The following is a 19896-nucleotide window of genomic DNA, read 5'->3' as shown; positions in this document are numbered from 1 at the left end:
TACCCCAATACTGCCCTTGATGAGCAACACTAATAGCGACGCCGAATATCCTATCGTAGACATCGCTCCCATAACACCATCGGGGAAAGTCTGCTCATAACAGTGTTTTCGTTTTAAATTAGGAAATAGGCAATAGATTAAACTATCATCAATTGCCAATCCCAAATTGCCACCAGAGATACACGCGGATATACGCTGAGAATGTTTGGATAATTATCTGGGTATTAAGGAGTAGGGTTACAACCACTCCCTACTCCCTTTAATAATCCCCAATCCTTAAACTAAAAATTCAAATTCCAAAATTCTAAAGATGCAACCTACAGATCCCAATAAATTTACTGATAAAGCCTGGGAAGCAATTGTTAAATCTCAGGATATAGTCCGTGCTTATCAACAACAGCAACTAGATGTTGAACATTTAATTATTGCCCTGTTAGAAGAACCCACTAGTCTAGCAATACGTATCCTGGCTCGATCTGAGGTCGATCCGATCCGCTTGCAGCAGCAGCTAGAAGCCTTTACCCAACGCCAGCCCAAAATTGGTAAAAGCGATCAGCTTTACCTTAGCCGTAATTTAGATATTTTACTAGACCGAGCCGAGGAAGCTAGAGCCAGGATGAAAGATTCCTACATTTCCGTGGAACACATACTTTTGGCTTTTGCTGAAGACGATCGCATTGGACGAAAGATACTCAAAGGCTTTAGCGCGGATGCACCTAAACTCGAAGCTACTATCAAAGCCGTTCGCGGTAGCCAAAAGGTCACAGATCAAACCCCAGAATCCCGCTACGAAGCCTTACAAAAATTTGGCAGAGATTTGACAGAACAGGCAAAAGCGGGAAAACTCGACCCGGTAATTGGGCGGGATGACGAAATTCGGCGGGTAATTCAAGTATTGTCTCGTCGTAGCAAAAATAACCCCGTACTCATTGGTGAACCTGGGGTAGGTAAAACTGCGATCGCCGAAGCATTAGCACAGCGAATGGTAAATGGTGACGTTCCCGAATCCCTGAAAAACCGCAAGTTGATCTCGTTAGATATCGGCAGTTTAATTGCTGGAGCAAAATTACGAGGTGAATTTGAAGAACGCCTAAAAGCAGTTCTCAAGGAAGTTACTGAATCTAACGGTGACATTGTTCTGTTTATTGACGAACTGCACACCGTAGTCGGCGCAGGCTCTACTCAACAAGGGGCAATGGATGCCGGAAATCTGCTCAAACCAATGCTGGCACGGGGAGAATTGCGTTGTATTGGCGCGACTACCCTTGACGAATTCCGCAAACACATTGAGAAAGATGCTGCCCTAGAACGCCGTTTTCAGCAAGTATTTGTCGATCAGCCAAGTGTGGAAAATACTATTTCCATTCTGCGAGGGTTGAAAGAACGCTATGAAGTTCATCACAACGTCAAAATTTCTGATTCGGCTTTGGTAGCAGCAGCGACTTTATCAGCACGTTACATTAGCGATCGCTTCTTACCAGATAAAGCTATTGACTTAGTAGATGAAGCAGCAGCGCAGTTGAAAATGGAGATTACCTCCAAACCAGCCGAATTGGAAACCATCGATCGCCGCCTCATGCAGTTAGAAATGGAAAAGCTGTCATTAGCTGGCGAAGAAAAGGGTACTCCCCAAACGAAAGAACGTTTAGAGCGCATTGAACAAGAAATCGCCAATTTAACGGTAAAGCAGCAAATATTTAATGAGCAATGGCAAGGTGAAAAGCAGATATTGGAGGCTATAAGCGCCTTAAAGAAAGAAGAAGATGCGCTGCGAGTGCAAATTGAACAGGCGGAACGCGCCTACGATCTAAATAAAGCTGCCCAACTGAAGTATGGCAAATTGGAGGGAGTACAGCACGAGCGCGAAGCCAAAGAAGCGAGCCTTTTAGAAATTCAAAACCAAGGTTCCACGTTGCTGCGAGAACAAGTTACTGAATCCGATATTGCCGAAATTGTCGCAAAGTGGACAGGAATCCCCGTCAATCGTCTGTTGGAATCGGAACGACAAAAATTGCTGCAATTAGAAAGTCATTTGCATCAACGAGTCATTGGGCAAGAAGAGGCTGTAGAGGCAGTAGCAGCCGCAATTCGCCGCGCCCGTGCGGGGATGAAAGATCCCTCTCGTCCCATTGGTTCATTTCTGTTCATGGGCCCCACAGGCGTAGGTAAAACCGAACTTGCCCGTGCCTTAGCTCAGTTTCTCTTTGATTCTGATGATGCATTGGTGCGCTTGGATATGTCTGAGTATATGGAAAAACACTCAGTTTCTCGCCTTGTGGGAGCGCCTCCAGGATATGTAGGCTATGAAGAAGGCGGTCAACTTTCCGAGGCAATTCGCCGCCGTCCTTACTCTGTGGTGCTGTTGGATGAAGTCGAAAAAGCGCACCCCGATGTATTCAATATTTTGTTACAGGTGCTAGATGATGGGAGAATTACTGATTCTCAGGGAAGAACGGTAGATTTTCGTAACAGCGTTATTGTAATGACCAGTAACATTGGTAGCGAACATATTTTGGATATATCTGGTGATGATTCCCAGTATGAAACGATGCGGAAACGGGTAATGGAAAACTTGCGATCGCATTTCCGCCCCGAATTTCTCAACCGCGTCGATGATATTATTCTCTTCCATACACTAAATCGCACTGAAATGCGGCAGATCATCCGCATTCAACTCAAACGGGTAGAAAATCTCCTCCGCGAGCAAAAAATCTTCTTTGAGATATCCCAATCTGCTTGTGATCACCTAGTCGAATCAGGCTATGACCCAGTTTACGGTGCCCGCCCACTCAAACGGGCAATTCAGCGAGAAGTAGAAAACCCCCTTGCCACCAAATTATTGGAAAATACTTTTATCTCTGGAGACACGATTATTATCGACAAAAATGAAAACGGTCTGTCTTTTAGCAAAAAAGTGCCTGTGAAGGTGTCAGTACCACAGATTGCTACATAGCACCTGGCGTCTCCCCTTCACTCAATGGTACGTATCCAAAGGGCTGTAGGGAGAAGACCAAACTGGCTTGGATACACAAACAAAGTCTAAGAATAATTGAGGGTTTGAAACCCACGGAGGTGGTTAAACCCCGTGTTTTTGCGGTTTCTAACACCCTTTTTAATGTTAGACTGCGTGTTGCATCTATGATGCCTAGTAGCTTCTGCCACAGGGTACTAATTTCTCGTACCTTGTGGCAGAAGCTTGCTTGCTTTAAAGGTGGTAGTTGGATTTACGCCAAGCTCTACTAGCGAGTAATGAGTAATTAATCAAAGCAATGTGAACAACAAGATTTCCGACTTCTTAATTTAAAGAGGTCGGGAATCTAAGCTGCACATCTGATTATTTTGCACCTAACTGATATTTTTCCTTTAACAGATGGGTATTATAAGCTTACTCTGCTGACAACATCTTCATAAATTTGTCTTCAAATAAAACACATTTACGCAAATCTACTATGAAGTAATGCTCTTATGATTTATCAGACTGGAACAAAATAATTCTGGAAAAATCAGTATTTACCGGATCAAATGAACAATTCATAAATGATATAACTTTAATAAATTATCTTTTTTTATAGCTACTTTCTTTGGAGGTTAGTAAAGCCAAAGAAAGTAGTTAGATAAATATCGTCTCATCCAATGTCTGTAGAAATACTTGATAGGTATGAGTGAAACTTTGAAACAATAGAAACTCCGCTACAATCTACTCGATCAGGAAGCAGATATGTCTCGAAAAGGTCAGCTATTCAAGGTAATTCAAAAAACCTTCAGACAAATTAACAAGCAGCTTTTATCTGCAATCAATAAGCAAATTATTTGGCTTTTGCGAACTATTTCCGGTACTCAAAGAAGACGTGGTTCGGTTAATTCTGGCTTTGTATTGCCAACAGTGGCGATGGTAGTTTTGGTAGTCGTACTGTTAACAACTGCAATTCTATTTCGGTCTTTTGAGCGTTCTAAAAATGCTAGTAATGTCCGGGTGAATGAAGCGACAATGCAAGCCGCTACCCCTGCCTTAGACAGGGCTAAAGCCAAAATAAGCGCACTGTTTGCTGACCCGACTCTACCACGCTCTGTCCCATCAAATCTAACCCTATACAATACCTTAATTAATAAACTTTCTATCTATACATTTGGTGATGAAACTCCTATAACCCTGGCTTATAACCTGAATAAAAGTACTTCAAATCCGATGATTGAAGCAGGTAGTAGTATGGCTTTAGAAAATCAAGAAAACATACAAACAGCCTGGAAATTTCCTGCCGATACAGATAATAACGGTAAATTTGATAGCTTTATTCTCTATGGTATCTACTTCCGTACTCCCCCCCAAACTGGTACAACCCAAAACAGAAGTAGAAGCCCACTAGATGCTAGAACCCCTCCTATGCTACCAGCTAAGGCAGGTGGAGCTTGTGACGTAGCTGGTGATACTAGTGCCAGCTTAGTAGGTAGTTCGGGTTGGTATAAACTACCAACTGGCGAATTGAAAAAAAGCTTTTTCGTATATGCAGTAACGGTTCCCATTAGTGATATTGCTCAAGCTACTTCTCTTGATACAACCAAATATGAGAAGTATCGAGGTAATAAGGGCTTCTCGGCATTAGAAATGCAACAAGATCGTAGCCAAGTTTCTATTACTAATAATGCTGTTGTTTATGAAGATGACTTAGATATTACACCAGGGCCGAGATTCCGTCTCAATGGACGCATCTTTACTAACAGTAACTTATTTACTGCTAAAACTAATCAAGATATAACTCTATTTCAGGTCAGTAGTAGGTATTCATGTTACTACGAACGAGAAAATAGCAAGATAGTTGTTGGCGGCAATATTGCAACTAGTAGTCCAATCAGTACAAGTAATACAGGTGGAACATACGTAGATTTATTTGTAGAAAATGGTGCGCCTACTACAAATAAAACTTTAGCATCTACAAATAAAACTACCTCAAATAACTCAAATGACATTGCCTATAACACTCAGGCTTATGCTCAACGCATAGACTTATTAGTGAAGGCACAACTTAACAATGCTACTACTACTGATCCTCAAGAAATCAGAACTAATATAAACAACCGGATTCTAAACGATCCAAGTTTAGATGCGACTAAAGTACGTAAGGAAGAATTAGAAAACTGGTTCCGTAAGCGTACTAGGCGTGTACCATTTAAAGAAGTTCCTTATGGTAATTCTGCTATTATAAAAACTGGCACTACTGAGTACGACTATATAACAGATGCAACAACCTTTATGAAAGGTTCTGCTAATACACTACGTCCAATGGATGCCTGGATTTATCCAACAGATGCTAACACAACACTAACACTAGATACAGCGCAACTACCTACTGGAGATCCAGACGTTGTAGATAATACTCCCGTAATAGAAACACAGTTAGGCGATCGCATCGTAGTAGGCAACAACCTGCCTGAACTTATATGGGATAGCACAAAAGGAGACTTTGTAGGAGAGAATGATCCTCAAGCCATCTCCCCTGCGGTGAGGTGGACAGGTAGCACTACCAAAGATCGAACTCGTAGCACTCGCGTCAGACAGTTATCAGATTTAGGTGTAACAGGACGTGATGGTTTTTGGGAAATTTCAGCCGCTTCACCCCGATCTAATCCTCTTGATGTCGTCGGTGGACTGAGGGTGATTACAGGTGCAGGAATATACAACCCAACTGGTTCTGGACTAACACCTACTCGTCCAACACCAACTAACGATCCAAGCACGTCGGGAGTCAACGAAAGTGCTGGCACAGTAGTCTGGCCTGATACTATGCCTATGCTTATACCCGATGCAACCGATCCTCTTGATGCGAGTAAACAAAAACGTGGTGATTTGGTAATGCGTGCCACGGCAGTGTATCACTACAAGTTTGATCCCTACAATCCTCAGGCGACTACACCAGACGATTATCAAACACCTATGGCCTGTGTAAGTAGCTACTATGATCCCACAAACAAGGATACGGCAATAAATACTGGTACACTGGCGGATGTGAGCGGTGTACCAGTTGGTGCTAAACCTGCTGGAGCCAGATCAAATAATGGGATTGTTTACGAGGCTCCCGCTACTACATCTGCTGGAATAACTAGAGGACAGACAGTAGATAGCAATGGTTTTTTTGCAGCTGCGACTAATGATGATGATGTTACTAACACTAGCGTAACTTTGCTAAATCGCTTGAAACATCAAGCTAACTTGGTATTTCCCAATGGTCGCCTTGTAAATCCTTTACTAAGGCAAGCACTGGCCAAAGCAACTACCAGCAAACTCACTCTTTCTGAGCAATCAGCAATTGACTCTACCATCTGTGCAATACAGATTGCTGATGGCACTCTTGCTCAGAGTACTACCTACATTCCTCATGGTGCAATCACAGAAAGGGCATTTCTTGATGCCCGCCAAATTAAAGATATAGATAAAGGCGATCCATCAACATTAACTGGATACTACAATCTCGAAGTCGAACAACGTCAGCCTTTAGAAATTCGTGCCACTACCATAGATTTAAGTAAGCTTCGCACACAAGCAATCGGCGCTGCATCGGATAACGAATATCTATTGCCCAATAGCGGCATTATCTATGCCTCTCGTGATGATGCTCAAAAAGATCGCAGTAACCCAAACAGTGAAAATGTCAGTGCTAGTGACTACAGACTCGATCCAGAACGGCGACCTAACGCCATTATGTTGATTAATGGCAGTAATTTGAGTCGCCAGACTAATTACAGAGCAGAAGAAAAAGGCTTAATTTTAGCAACTGAGCTACCAGTGTATGTTGAAGGCGATTTTAATCTGCACACTAAACAAGAATTCAAAACTCCGGATCTTTTACCTGCTCCTAGCGCTGCTACCTACGATACTAAATTTTACACTCGTGCTGCGGCAAATCGCGATCCTGACTTTGCTTGTCGGCCTAGTGATCCTAGACTACCAAATTGTACAACAGGCGAAACTTGGCGACCAGCATCAGTAATTGCCGATGCTGTTACCTTGCTCTCTGGTAACTTCCGTGAAGGTTTCCGCAATGAGGGTGATTACGACTTGCGAAATAACCAAGGGAGCGATCCTAATGTCGTACTCAACCGACTGAAGGTAGGTTTCTGGAATAACAACTTTGTCACTTCATCTAATTTTTTCACTGCAACTAATGATGATTCCTACTATAAAGATACTCCCACTGCTACTGACTTAAGGGACTATAACAGTTCTTACTTGAACAACTTTGTCACACCCATTCAACGCCGAGGAGATTTCCCAGAGTATGTAATGGAAATGTGCTTCAAAATACCAGTTTCAGAGTGCCAACCGAGTGACTGGTATGTGGGTTTAGATAGTGATGCTGATAAAGACAATGCTTTAACCTCAGCAGAAATCTTTAAAAGGTCTAGTGAGGTAATAAATGCAGATCCTGAAAGACTCTTAGCTGGTACAACCAAATGGCGATCGCCAAGAGCTGGTTTTGAAGGATTTGCTCGTAGGGTTGCGTTCAAACGGAAATACACACCAACGAATGATCCAAATTTTGGCAAGCTTGTTAACACTCTTAATGGCGTCATAACTTATACTAGCGATACTCCCATTCCACTAGGTATTAAATCAGGTGTAGTAAAAGAATTGCCGCTAGTTATCACAGGTGGTGCGGTAGACCCATCTAGCATACCTGACATAGCGTCTAATGCCCTATGGTTTGCAACCACAACAAGTATTGTTACTACCCCACCAGCCTCCACAATGAGCGAGATCAAATACAACAACACTGATCGTGTATTCTACAGATACCCCAAACTACCAGCTACTGGTTCAGTTAGGGATTTTCCTGGAGCCACATCATTCGCGGTTGCACCCATCAGAGATGCGTCATACCAGCCGCTATTTGAACCTGTATTGCAATTACAAATAACAACTGGAACACCACCTACTAATCTAAATTATGCCGCTTTAGCAGGAGCGTCTAGTGTCGTTAAAAACACTAGATGGTTGTCTCAGGCAAGTCAAACAAATTTTAATCTAGTAGTTGCTGCTGGTGATACTCCGGCTCGTGTGGGTTCAAGTACCTACGAAATCAATGGGGGTTTGCATAACTTTGTGCGCTTCTTAGAAAACTGGGATGGGATTGATGCCAATATCAACGGTTCATTCATCCAATTTAAACGCAGTATCTATGCTACTGCACCATTCCAAGCTCTTGTCAGACCAGGACCAACAACTCCTCCTGCAACCACTGCTGACCCTAATGATACTACCGCTCCTAACCTTTTGAAGAATAACAGTATCTTTTTCAGAGTTCTGAATTCTGCAAGACCTGGTTACACATCAGATAGTACTTACATTACTAATCCTAGTGGTGAAGCGCCTTATTATATGCCTCCTAACCGTAACTGGGGTTTTGATGTGGCGTTATTGGCGCAAAACCCTGACTTGTTTGCCCAGCGCTTTGTAACTCCAGCAGCAGATCCTCCAAATGAATACTTCAGAGAAGTAGGCCGCGATGACCTTTGGGTGAAAACTCTGTTGTGTGGTGTACAAACTCAAACATCGGATGGATTTGAGACTGCGGACACTACTTACTTTGGCAGTGGTTTCAAATTTGCACTACCAGCAACTGAACGTCCTACTAGCTGCCAACTCCAACCATCCTAAAGTGTTTGAATGAGAGTTTTTACATCACTTTTCGGGTGAACAGACCACGTTAACAAAGCTAGCCTAGCCCCCTCTTCCCGAATGGAGAAGAGGGGAAATTTAAAGCCTCTCCCCCCATTAGGTTACGAGTGTATTACACCCGATCGCAAATTACTTTAAAACATAGCCTTATTAAGAAATTGAGTATGAACCCACGCCAACTACAAGAATTATCTACTCAGTCTAACGATTCTGGTTTTACGATCATTGAGTCACTTGTGGCGATCCTCGTAGTTGCCATTTTGCTAGTAGCGATCGCACCTGTCCTAGTAATGTCAACAGCAACTCGTGTACAAGCTAAACGGGTGGAATTGGCAACAGGAGCGGCTAAAGCCTTTATTGATGCTCTTAAGTCTAAAACAATCTCAGATCCGACAATCACCGTTACACTGGCTGCTAGCACAACTAGAAATGTATCCAGTTCAAGCAGTGACTATTTATTGAGTAGTACGTCAGCTCCTACTGCTAGCACTAGTTTGTATTGCTTTAACAAAAATGGCAGCCTTGCTAATCCCGACTGTACTAGCGATCTATTTTACATTCAGGCTATTCGCGTTGCTGTCACAGGTAGCGACGCTGATAAAGGTCAAGGCTATCGTTTGGGAGTTCGGGTATATCGTTCAGATGCTGAATTTGGTTCTTTAACTGCGGGTAGCAGTGGAAAAACAGCAGCAACATTCACAGGGGGACTAGGCGATCGCAAAGCACCCCTAGTAGAAATGACAACTGAAATTGTCAGGGGTCAAAGCTCCTATAGCGCTTTGTGCGATCGCCTTGGTGGCTGTCAACCATAATTAACCCGGTAAACATAAATAATTTCATGACTCAGTATCGGTCACTAAGGAGAACCTGTAGCAAAATGAATATATTGAGGTGGCTGTTAAGTACTCAGCTAAAACCCTCTCACAAGCAAAATAAAAATAGTGGTTTTACCCTGATTGAATTATTGGTGGCTATGCTCATTGCATTTTTAGTAATTACGCCGTTACTAAGTTTTATGATCAGTGTTTTAAACACTGATGGTCAGGAACAAGCCAAAGCGAACTCTGAGCAAGAAATTAAAGCTGCACTAGATTATATTACTCGCGATCTCCAACAAGCAATATATATATATGATGCTACTGGAATTGCTTGTCTAAGCGGTACTGTTGATGCTAGTACCAATAACACTTGCCCAAATGCAAGTACAACTGGGAATCAACTACCTAACGGAACAGATAAAGTTCCTGTACTTGTTTTTTGGAAACGAGAATTGGTTAATCAAGCAATTACAATTACAGGCACTGAAAAAGATGATACTTTTGTTTACTCATTAGTTGCCTACTATTTAATTAAAGACACTAGTGCTAGTACTACTTGGTCTAACGCTGCACGCATCGCTAGATGGGAAATTAAAGATGGCGTTCCAAATACTGCTGCTACAGTGACTTGCTCTGGATTTGCTGCAACCGAAAAATTTCTCCCATGCCCAGATAAAGGTTTTAAACCATTTGACTTGTCACAAAAGGGCATAACATTACAAGCAAAAATGAATAGCTGGGCAGGAGGGGGGACTTACGATCAAGTTCCCGTGGTTTTGGTTGATTTTATAGATCAAACAACAATAGCACAGGGAGCGCCAGCAGTAATATGCTCTACTAACTTTAGTCAAGTTCCAGTAGCAGCAACTATTGTTAGAACAGGATTCTATGCTTGTATAAATTCAGTTAGCACAGATAATAGAAGTGCTGCGGAAGTTTATTTAAGAGGTAATGCACAAGCTCGTTTAATACAAAATGATGAAACTAAAGTACGTTACGCGCAGAGCAAATCTAGTTATTTTCCGAGTGCAAACATTAAGGTTCAAGGAAGCAGCTTTATCTTTACCAAATAGCTCCTATCTTTGACAAATATTAATAAAAGCAGGATAGTATGCCGAATATTCCTAGTTTAAGAGTATTAAATTATTTCCAGTTACACAGCCGAGAAACAAAGCTAAAGCAGCAATATTTAGCAAATAGATCGTCTAACGATGGCTACAATCTACAAGATGCTGGATTTAGTCTTATAGAGTTAATAGTAGTACTGCTGTTAGTAGGAATTTTAGCAGCGATCGCAGCTCCTGGTTGGGCTGCCTTTGTAAATCGGCAACGGATAAATAAGGTTAACGACGCTGTTTTCGCCGCACTGCAAGAAGCACAGCGCCAAGCTAAAATCAAAAAACTTAGCTACAGTGTCAGTTTTCAGAGAAATAGCACAACCCAAAATGTAGAGGTTGCTATTTATAGTACCGATGCTGCAATCGGTACATGGACATGGAAACCTTTAGCAGCCGATGTGGGAGCCAATTCTGATAAATTTTTGCTGGGCGGAAATCTTAGTGGGGAAAACATTGCTAATACTACTACTAATTCTCCTGTATCCTATCCTTTAAGTACATCAGCAAAAATTACCTTTGACTATATGGGAGTTCTAACTCTGCCAAATAACTTTGGAACAGTGGCAGCAGGTACAGAGCCACCTGGATTAAAAATAGTGGTAGCTGTACCAAGCTCTGCAAATCCTACATTGGCTAGTAGCGTAAAGCGATGCGTCATTGTAAAAACTCTCTTAGGCTCAATGGTGACAGCAAAAGATAATAATTGCAGTTAAGTAATTTAAATACCACTATTTATTTAAAAATAGGTAATATTGCTGAACATAAAACTGCACATTGATAGCAAAATTGAAACATCATGTGCAGTTTTAATATTTGATAGATTTATTTAAGAGCCATTGATAAATTAGCCATTGCCTGAACATAATAAAAAGCGTCATCATCAAAATATACTTTTCGGAAAATGACTGAGAACCTTGACTTTACTGTAGCTATCCCAACTTATAACGGTGAAAGTCGTTTGCCTGAACTACTAGAACGACTGCAAAACCAACTTAACACCGAAAATTTATCTTGGGAAATTATAGTTGTAGACAATAACAGCACTGATAATACAGCTAAAGTTGTTCAAACCTATCAAAAAGATTGGCGAGGTCCTTACCCTTTAAAGTATTGCTTTGAAGCAAAACAAGGTGCAGCTTATGCGCGAAAAAGGGCAGTTGCAGAAGCTAAAGGTAGACTCATAGGTTTTCTAGATGATGACAACTACCCAGTATCAAATTGGGTAGTCGCAGCTTATGCTTTTGGTGAAAAATATCCCAAAGCTGGAGCTTATGGCAGCCAAATTCACCCAGACTGGGAAGTAGAACCACCGGAAAACTTTAAGCGAATTGCTCCATTCTTAGCAATTACAGAGCGGGGAAATCTACCGCTATTATATGAAGCATCTAAAAAATTGCTACCCCCTTCTGCCGGACTTGTTGTCCGTAAAGAAGCATGGTTAGAAAGTGTACCAGATAAGTCGATTTTAACTGGTAGAGTTAAAGGCAATATGCTTACCAGTGAAGATTTAGAAATGTTGTCTTACATCCAAAAATCAGGATGGGAAATCTGGTACAACCCAGAAATGGAGATATCACACAAAATACCAAAATTGCGTTTGCAAAAAGATTATTTGATTCCATTTTTCCGAGGGATTGGACTTAGCCGTTGTGTAACGAGAATGGTAAATATAAAACAAATATATAGACCATTTGCTCTTTTATCTTATATGATAAATGACTTGCGTAAAATCACCTTACACTTACTAAAATATCGAACTAATCTAAAAGATGATCTGGTAGCGGCTTGCGAAATGGAACTTTTTTTAAGTAGTTTCATTAGTCCTTTTTATCTTTGGAAAAATGGATATTTTAAAAAATAATTTTTTTAATAATTAGGCATTATGATTGAATTAAAAGATGAAAATTTAGATATTAGCGTAGCCATTCCTGCATACAATGGAGCAACCCGTTTACCTAAAATTTTGGATAAGCTATTAACCCAGACAGGAGTAGAACAACTTAGCTGGGAAATTATTATTGTGGATAATAATAGTTCTGATAATACATTTGAAATAATTCAGAATTACCAAAAAATATATGATGGTAACTGTCATTTAAGATATTTTTTAGAACCCGAACAGGGAGCAGCTTTTGCGAGATTGCGAGCAGTACGTGAAGCCAAAGGGCAGCTAATCGCATTTTTAGATGATGATAATTTACCTGCTCCTGATTGGTTATCAGAAGCATATATCTTTGGATTAGAGCATCCTCAAGCAGGTGCTTGGAGTGGACAGATTCATGGTGATTTTGAAGTAAATCCGCCAGAAAATTTTGAAAGAATTCAAGCTTTTTTAGCGATTAGAGAACATGGTTCCAATCCATATTTGTTTGACGCAGATAACTTAAGACTTCCTCCTGGTGCAGCGCTTGTTGTTCGGAAACAAGTATGGCGTGAAAATGTACCACAGCGGCCTAATTTAAGTGGGAAGCTACCTGGTATTTTGGTACAGGGTGATGACTATGAACCATTGCTTTACATACATTATGCAGGCTGGCAAATTTGGTATAACCCTACCATGCACACTTATCATCAAATACCACGCTGGCGACTTGAGAGAGATTATCTCTTAACTCTGGCACGCGGTTGTGGCTTGTGTATTTTCCAATTAAGCTTGATAAATACTCAAAATTGGCAAAAACCAATAGTGTTTATAAAAACTATTTTAGGGAATTTACGCCGAGTATTAAAGCACCGTATTCACTATAGAGGGGAATTGAAAAATAATTTAATTGCACTTTTTGAAATGGAATTTTACTTGGCTAGTATGATGAGTCCTTTTTACTACTTAAAATCTAATTGGCGCAAAGGATTAAAAAATAAATTAGCCCTATAAAATGATTAACTCTAGTAACCAGTTGCCGAAAACTTCTGTAATCATCCCCGCTTATAATAGTGAAAAGACTATTACTCACACAATTCAATCTGTTCTAAATCAAACTTTGATTGAGCTAGAATTAATTGTAATTAATGATGGTTCAGAAGACTCCACTTTAGATGTTGTTACACAAATTCAAGATCCCCGAATAAAAATATTTTCCTATACCAATGCTGGCGGAAACGTTAGTCGTAACCGAGGTCTACAGCTTGCAGTTGGAGAATTTGTTAGTTTCTTAGATGCGGACGATCTTTGGACACCTGACAAGCTTCAGTCTCAGTTAAAGGCTCTGCAAGAAAATGCTACTGCGACTGTTGCTTACAGTTGGACTGATTATATCGATGAAAATGGTGAAATAGTACTCTCTGGTACACATGTTATAGCCAATGGAGACGTTTATGAAAAGTTATTGTTGACAAACTTTCTAGAGAATGGCTCCAATCCTTTGATTCGTAGAGAAGCTTTAATCAAATTAGGTGGATTTGATGAATCTCTAAGTGCTGCTCAAGATTGGGATATGTGGTTGCGATTATCTTGCCAGTTTGATTTTGTATGCGTACCATCTGTACAAATATTATACAGAATAAGTCATAATTCAGTTTCTTCTAATCTTGTAAGGCAAGAGCAAGCTTGCTTGCAGGTGCTTGAGAGAGCATATAAGGAAAGACCTTTAGTACTTAAGCATACTTGGAATATAAGCCTGACAAATTTATATAAATATCTGACATGCAAAGCCCTACAAAAGCCGTTTAATCGGCAAAAAGCTTTAACTGCGGCTAAATTCTTATGGAATTATGTTCTGAATAATTCTTCAAGGCTTCAGCGTATAAATTTCACTTTAAAGTTATTATTAAAAATTTTCATCATCCTTTTAATGCCTACGTTGTTCGACAATATTACTAACCAGCGCGAAGTAAAAAGCCAAAAAGCTGAAACATTGCTCAACACCTAGTTAGCTGAAAAAGTATCAGAATAAAAAATGTATAGCTTGGTGCATCTACCGTCTTTAGTTTCTGCAAAAAATCTCTTGAAGAATAATCATTCTAACAGTGGTTTTACCTTACCAGAGATGTTAGTAGTTATTGTATTAATTAGTATATTAGCTACGATCGGAATATCCAATTGGCTGGCTTTTGTGGACACTCGCCGTCTCAACACTGCCCAAAATGAGGTTTATTATGCTATGCGCCAAGCACAAAGCCAAGCCACTAAAGATAAATTGACCAGGCAACAGGCAAACCAGTTTTCGTATACAAAATGGTGTCGTGCAATGGGCCGTTCATCAAGCAGAAGCAGGACAATTCATTCCTGATACTGTTAAAAACAATGGCAACCTATGGCATAACCTTGAGCCAAATATTCGGATTGATGAAGAGGAAAACGATAAAGGAAAAAAGGAGACAACTTTACGAAAACACACTTCACAGCCAATGTGGCGAGTTTTATTTAACTATTACGGTTGTCCGATCTCTGAAATTGGAAATCAGTGTACAGTAGGCGGATTAGGACAAATAACATTCTACAGCTTGAATGCTGGTAAAGCTAGACGTTGTGTCTATGTTTCTACAATTATGGGGGCTATGCGGACGGGAAAAGATCATGCTAGAGCAAACGAAAACGACAAGTATTGCTATTAAGATATTTTTAGTTGTTAAACAAGGTATTGTATGCTGAACTTACCAGCAAGCCCAAAACAGCACCTGATTATTTTCACCCGCTATCCAGAACCAGGTAGGACAAAAACCCGATTGATAGCTGTTTTGGGAGATGTTGGTGCTGCCAATCTTCAACGGGAAATGACTGAGCATACAATATTTCAAATTCAAGAATTGCAAAAAGCCATTGACATATCTGTGGAAGTGCGTTTTGCAGGTGGCGATTCGCAACTTATGCAAGACTGGCTGGGGTTGGATTTGGTTTACCAGTATCAAGGTGAAGGGGATCTAGGTTTGCGGATGGCGCGATCGCTTTTTGATGCTTTTCAATCTGGTGCAGAAAAAGTAATTATCATTGGTACAGATTGTCCGGGAGTGAATGCCCAGATTTTAGCAACAGCCTTTGAGAAGTTACACGACTTTGACCTCGTACTTGGGCCTGCGATCGATGGTGGATATTACTTAATTGCTTTGCGCCAACCCATCCCGGAGCTATTCGTTAACATCGAGTGGGGAACTGCTCAAGTATTCCAGACAACCGTGGATATTGCCCAGAAACTTAATTTATCATACGTGAACTTGTCGCCTTTAGCTGATGTTGACCGACCGGAGGATCTGCCGATTTGGGAACAAGCCCTTGCAGGGAAAATAAAGCGATCGCTTTAGGGAATAGAATCAAAGGTCGGTCAATTTAGATAATGCAAGCTAATGGAAAAAGTTTGTAGACATCACTTTTTCATGAAAATGTGAGCCGATTAGCTTGGGGATGAGAATAAGAGACAGAAACAATAAAATCCTGTGGAATATCAGCACTGTTGAAATAGCTCCTTAAAGCTTTTTGAAGCTGCTTCAGGTTTGGCAACGATTTCGACAATTTTATTGCGTGCATCTGCTTCAAACAGCGCTTCAACTGCAACTTGTGCGACTTTCTGCCTGGGGATACTACCATCAAATAGTGTATCTGCACTCTGCATCACTATGCGGTCGGAGTTGTCTTCATTCTTCAACCCACCAGGCCGCACAACTGTATAAGTAAGACCACTTTTCTGAATATACTCTTCAGCTTGTTTTTTCCACAATAAAATTAGCCAAAACAAGTTTAGCGGATGGAAAAGCCGGGAAGTACACAAAGAAGAAACTAAGATCAGATGCTCAATTCCCTTTGTCTTAGCAGCATCTACTAAATTTTTAGTCCCTTCAAAATCCACTTTATAGGGACCAGTGGGGTCAAAGCTAGGTTTTGCCCCAGTCGCAACCAACACAACTGTGCTATCTCCCAACGCAGCAGTTAAACTTTCTGGTTGTAATACGTCACCTACCACTAATTCGGCTTCAGGAGACAGAATAGCCCTAGCTTTCTCTATATCCCGCACCAGGGCTATGACGGGAATATTCCGCGCTATCAACTCCTGTACAATCCGGCGACCTGTTTCACCTGTTGCCCCTGCTACAAATGCTTTCATGATAAATGTTATCCTGGGAAACTATTGTGTACTTGTTTAGTTCTTTATTTTAGTAATTCTATGGAGTCGATCGCAGATTAATGAGGTTTCGGTCAAAATGGGATCTGAATGCGAAATGACCCAGGTATGTGGGGAATCATTAATATAGACAACGCCAAAATATACAGTAATGCATTTATGCTTTCAAGAAAAGGCGAATATAAATCCTGGGAACTAACACAAGCAGTTTTACCTGTAGCGTCCAGCCAAGAAGCCGAGGATACATTAACAGAACCAAATGTAGCGACGCTCACAAAATTTTACGGTCGTTATCAAGATTTTATGGAAATGGCTGCTCCAGTAGAGAAGGTTGCTGAGTATCTCAATTCTCACGCCTCATGGTTTTCGCGCAGCGCTGAACCTATGAAGGTACAATCACTTGGGGAAAATGGCTATGCTTTAACAATTGGTCGTTTTGGTTCTTTCGGTTATGAAGTAGAACCGAAAATAGGTTTGGAATTGTTGCCCCCAGAGGAGGGTATTTACCGCATCCGTACAATCCCCATTCCTGACTACCAGCCGCCTGGTTATGACGTAGATTATCGGGCATCTCTACAGTTAATCGGAAGCGATGCTTGCAGCAGTATTGGCGAAGTTACAAAAGTTGAATGGGAATTGGATTTGATAGTTTATCTTCACTTTCCCCGATTTATTCAGCGATTACCCAAGTCTATAATTCAATCTACTGGCGATCGCTTACTTAATCAAATTGTCCGCCAAGTCTCCCGCCGCTTAACTCGCAAAGTTCAGGAAGATTTTCATAAATCTTTGGGAATACCCTTTCCTGCTAATTTTAAGCAAAAGCGTTGAGTCAATAGTCAGTTAACAGTTATCAGCCTGTTAACTGACAAATAACTTACAGACTATGCTTTAGTGAGAATTCTTTGGACAATTTGCACCCCAGTAACAGCCTGCCAAGCAAAAAGTCCCAAAAGCGTAAAATTTATTAAAATGTGAGTTGCACGCGCCCAATTTGCCCCTTTCTGCATATAAGGGGACAAAGCAGCAGAAAATGCTATTAGACTTGTCATGCCCAGTCCTGCTAACAGGTGAGGAGCGACAAATAACTTACCATTATTGATATAAGTGACAGCCATCCCGCCGATCGCACCTGCCACCATCAAAGCTAGTAGTATAGACCCGATTTGGTAGTGTCTGACGTTATATCTACCTTTAATTAATTCTTTTTTTTCTTCCCCCTGAGCATTTCTGGTACGCTGCAATTGTAGTCCTAAATAGGCAGCATAAATTGAGAGTACTAATAGCGCCCACATGAGCACCGGATGGAAGAAGTTCAGCCAATATTTCACCGACGTAGAAAGTTCCAGACTCATCGTGTTCTCGCCTAATGATTAAATCTTCATAAAAATTAGCATAACTCTATTTTCTGTGCTTAAAGTTGCACAAATTAAAAGAGACTCCCCCATCTTCCCCGACTATTTTCCTTTGCCCTCTTGCCAAAGTGGATAAACAATCTCAGACTAAATTTTGAGGGTAGACGAACAAAACCCCTGTGTGGGATCTCATTCATGACTGAAAACAACGATACTTTGCTGCTCAAAGCTGCTAAAAGTGGCGATATCAAGGGTCTGTGTGCGCTATTGGCTGCTGGTGCGAGGGTGGACGCGTGCGATCGCCAAGGCACCACGGCGTTAATGTTTGCTGCTAATTTAGGCTATACCGAAATTGTGCGATCGCTGCTAGATGCTGGGGCAAATATCAACTTGCCCAGAAAAATCTATGGTTTGACGGCTTTGATGTTGGCAGCTAGTGCCAAACAGCTTGACATTGTACAACTTTTAATATCTAAAGGTGCAGATGTCAATGGCACTAATGAAGATGGCAGTACAGCTTTAATGGCAGCAGTACTCAAAGGTCATATCGATGTAGCGCGAGTTTTATTGGCTGCTGGTGCCCAAGTTAATATCGCTGATAAAGATAATGATACGGCGGTGAAACTTGCAGTTAAGCAGGGAAAAATAGAAGTTTTACAAGCAATTCTCCAAAGTGGTGTCGATGTCAATATCCCAGATGAGGAGGGTGAGACACTTTTAATGCTAGCAGCAGACTTGGGACATTTGGAGATTGTGAAAGCACTGCTAGCAACAGGGGCTGATGTGAATGTGAAAAACGCTGATGGTGGAACTGCTCTATCGGCAGCAGCAGCGGCTGGATACAGTGCGATCGCAGCAGCTTTACTAAATGGAGGTGCCCAGATTAATCTTCAAGATCGAGATGGTGAAACTGCCTTACACCTTGCCGTTGTGGAAGGCTACATTGATGTCGTGCAAATATTACTTAACAGGGGTGCAGATGTCCAAATTAGCAACCACTTGGGCGATACACCACTTCTTGTAGCAGCATTGCAGGGACATAGCCAAATTGTCGAGGCACTGCTACGTTCTGGCGGAGATATAAATGGGAAAAATCTTGGGGAAGTACCTTTGACGTTGGCTGCATCACAAGGACACACGCAAACGGTACAAGTGTTGTTAGACTATGGTGCTGATGTCAACATTCCTGGGGATGATGGCAAAACTGCTTTAATTAAGGCAACTGAACGCAAACACAAAGAGATCGTACATTTGCTGCTGGCAAAGGGGGCAGATGTGAATTTTCAAGACTCAGCGAGGGCCACATCATTAATGTGGGCTGCTTCAGCAGGTTATGGCGAAATTGTGCAGTTATTACTCCAAGCTGGGGCAGATGTGAATTTGAAAAACCGGGGCGGTTATACTGCTTTGATGATTGCAGAATTTAATGGTTATAAGAATGTGGTGCGGAGTCTGCAAAAAGCTGGGGCGCAAGAATAGCAATCTAAATTCTTCATCTAAAATATTTTCAGAAATATCTTGACAAATCATTAAATGAAGGTTTTCAGCTTAAATCCCAAGGAAGTTTAAAAAAACAAATCTAGGACGAAGAAACAAAGAAAGTAAAACTCCGTCGTAGCTGTTGTGAACTTGCTACGGCGGAGAAAGAAAAATTAAAACGCCAAAAGGGAGCAGACCAAATGCTTGCGTCACAAGGATAGAAAGAAAGCAAAAATGAAGAAGTAAATTTACCTTTTACTTTTTACCTTGTACATTTTACCTTTTACCTGCTCTCCCCCTTGGCGTTTCCTACTGTGCTAGATGTGCAAAATATATAGTTTTTAATTGAACGGAAAAGTATTCTAACGATCATTTTTTATGTATTATCCTAAAGGCTAAATA

13 protein-coding genes and 1 pseudogene are annotated in these 19896 nt (G+C 41.1%); 12 read left to right on the top strand and 2 right to left on the bottom strand.

What is annotated here, in order from left to right; genetic code table 11:
* The first annotated feature begins 310 nt into the window (after positions 1 to 310).
* The 10 genes and pseudogenes from clpB to HWQ43_RS23220 all read left to right on the top strand — a co-directional run bounded on the left by clpB (position 311) and on the right by HWQ43_RS23220 (position 15845).
* Positions 311 to 2953 carry an ATP-dependent chaperone ClpB gene (gene clpB, locus HWQ43_RS23265; protein ID WP_292738350.1) on the top strand — a complete coding sequence of 881 codons (2643 nt, stop codon included), beginning with the start codon at positions 311 to 313 and terminating at the stop codon, positions 2951 to 2953.
* A gap of 765 nt (positions 2954 to 3718) precedes the next feature.
* Entirely contained in the window at positions 3719 to 8650 is a 4932-nt protein-coding gene (gene hpsA, locus HWQ43_RS23260; RefSeq protein ID WP_292738349.1) for a hormogonium polysaccharide biosynthesis protein HpsA, read from the top strand.
* 185 nt (positions 8651 to 8835) lie between these two features.
* A complete protein-coding gene (gene hpsB, locus HWQ43_RS23255) occupies positions 8836 to 9483 on the top strand; it encodes a hormogonium polysaccharide secretion pseudopilin HpsB (protein WP_292738348.1) in 648 nt (215 codons plus the stop codon).
* A gap of 65 nt (positions 9484 to 9548) precedes the next feature.
* The gene (gene hpsC / locus HWQ43_RS23250) at positions 9549 to 10562 is read left to right on the top strand and encodes a hormogonium polysaccharide secretion pseudopilin HpsC (protein WP_292738347.1); all 1014 of its coding nucleotides are present in this window, start codon (positions 9549 to 9551) and stop codon (positions 10560 to 10562) included.
* A 38-nt stretch (positions 10563 to 10600) separates the two neighbouring features.
* Positions 10601 to 11320 (top strand): prepilin-type N-terminal cleavage/methylation domain-containing protein, encoded by a 720-nt coding sequence (locus HWQ43_RS23245; protein WP_292738346.1) that lies wholly within the window; start codon positions 10601 to 10603, stop codon positions 11318 to 11320.
* Positions 11321 to 11508: 188 nt separating this feature from the next.
* Positions 11509 to 12468, top strand: a complete 960-nt coding sequence (gene hpsE / locus HWQ43_RS23240) for a hormogonium polysaccharide biosynthesis glycosyltransferase HpsE (RefSeq protein ID WP_292738345.1) — start codon at positions 11509 to 11511, stop codon at positions 12466 to 12468.
* 21 nt (positions 12469 to 12489) lie between these two features.
* Complete coding sequence (gene hpsE, locus HWQ43_RS23235) at positions 12490 to 13482, top strand: hormogonium polysaccharide biosynthesis glycosyltransferase HpsE (protein ID WP_292738344.1); 993 nt, start codon at positions 12490 to 12492, stop codon at positions 13480 to 13482.
* A gap of 1 nt (position 13483) precedes the next feature.
* Positions 13484 to 14476 carry a glycosyltransferase gene (locus HWQ43_RS23230; RefSeq protein WP_292738342.1) on the top strand — a complete coding sequence of 331 codons (993 nt, stop codon included), beginning with the start codon at positions 13484 to 13486 and terminating at the stop codon, positions 14474 to 14476.
* 27 nt (positions 14477 to 14503) lie between these two features.
* Positions 14504 to 15161 (top strand): annotated as a pseudogene (locus HWQ43_RS23225) (type II secretion system protein).
* Positions 15162 to 15191: 30 nt separating this feature from the next.
* Complete coding sequence (locus HWQ43_RS23220) at positions 15192 to 15845, top strand: TIGR04282 family arsenosugar biosynthesis glycosyltransferase (RefSeq protein ID WP_292738341.1); 654 nt, start codon at positions 15192 to 15194, stop codon at positions 15843 to 15845.
* A gap of 140 nt (positions 15846 to 15985) precedes the next feature.
* Here HWQ43_RS23220 and HWQ43_RS23215 read toward each other — a convergent pair whose 3' ends face one another.
* Positions 15986 to 16642 (bottom strand): NAD(P)H-binding protein, encoded by a 657-nt coding sequence (locus HWQ43_RS23215; protein WP_292738340.1) that lies wholly within the window; start codon positions 16640 to 16642, stop codon positions 15986 to 15988.
* Between the two features lie 177 nt (positions 16643 to 16819).
* Between HWQ43_RS23215 and HWQ43_RS23210 the strand changes: the two genes are divergently transcribed.
* Positions 16820 to 17491, top strand: coding sequence for a DUF1997 domain-containing protein (locus tag HWQ43_RS23210; RefSeq protein ID WP_292738339.1), 672 nt, complete (start codon positions 16820 to 16822; stop codon positions 17489 to 17491).
* Between the two features lie 53 nt (positions 17492 to 17544).
* On the opposite strand, the gene HWQ43_RS23205 is transcribed toward HWQ43_RS23210, so the two are convergent.
* Positions 17545 to 18015, bottom strand: coding sequence for a DUF4079 domain-containing protein (locus tag HWQ43_RS23205; protein WP_292738338.1), 471 nt, complete (start codon positions 18013 to 18015; stop codon positions 17545 to 17547).
* Positions 18016 to 18210: 195 nt separating this feature from the next.
* Between HWQ43_RS23205 and HWQ43_RS23200 the strand changes: the two genes are divergently transcribed.
* Positions 18211 to 19494, top strand: a complete 1284-nt coding sequence (locus tag HWQ43_RS23200) for an ankyrin repeat domain-containing protein (protein ID WP_292738337.1) — start codon at positions 18211 to 18213, stop codon at positions 19492 to 19494.
* The last annotated feature ends 402 nt before the right edge of the window (positions 19495 to 19896 follow it).

This window comes from Nostoc sp. JL31 (assembly GCF_017114965.1).
Taxonomy (GTDB): domain Bacteria; phylum Cyanobacteriota; class Cyanobacteriia; order Cyanobacteriales; family Nostocaceae; genus Nostoc; species Nostoc punctiforme_A.
The sequence above is the reverse complement of the archived record's forward strand: the minus strand, read 5'-3'. Positions and strand labels throughout refer to the sequence as shown.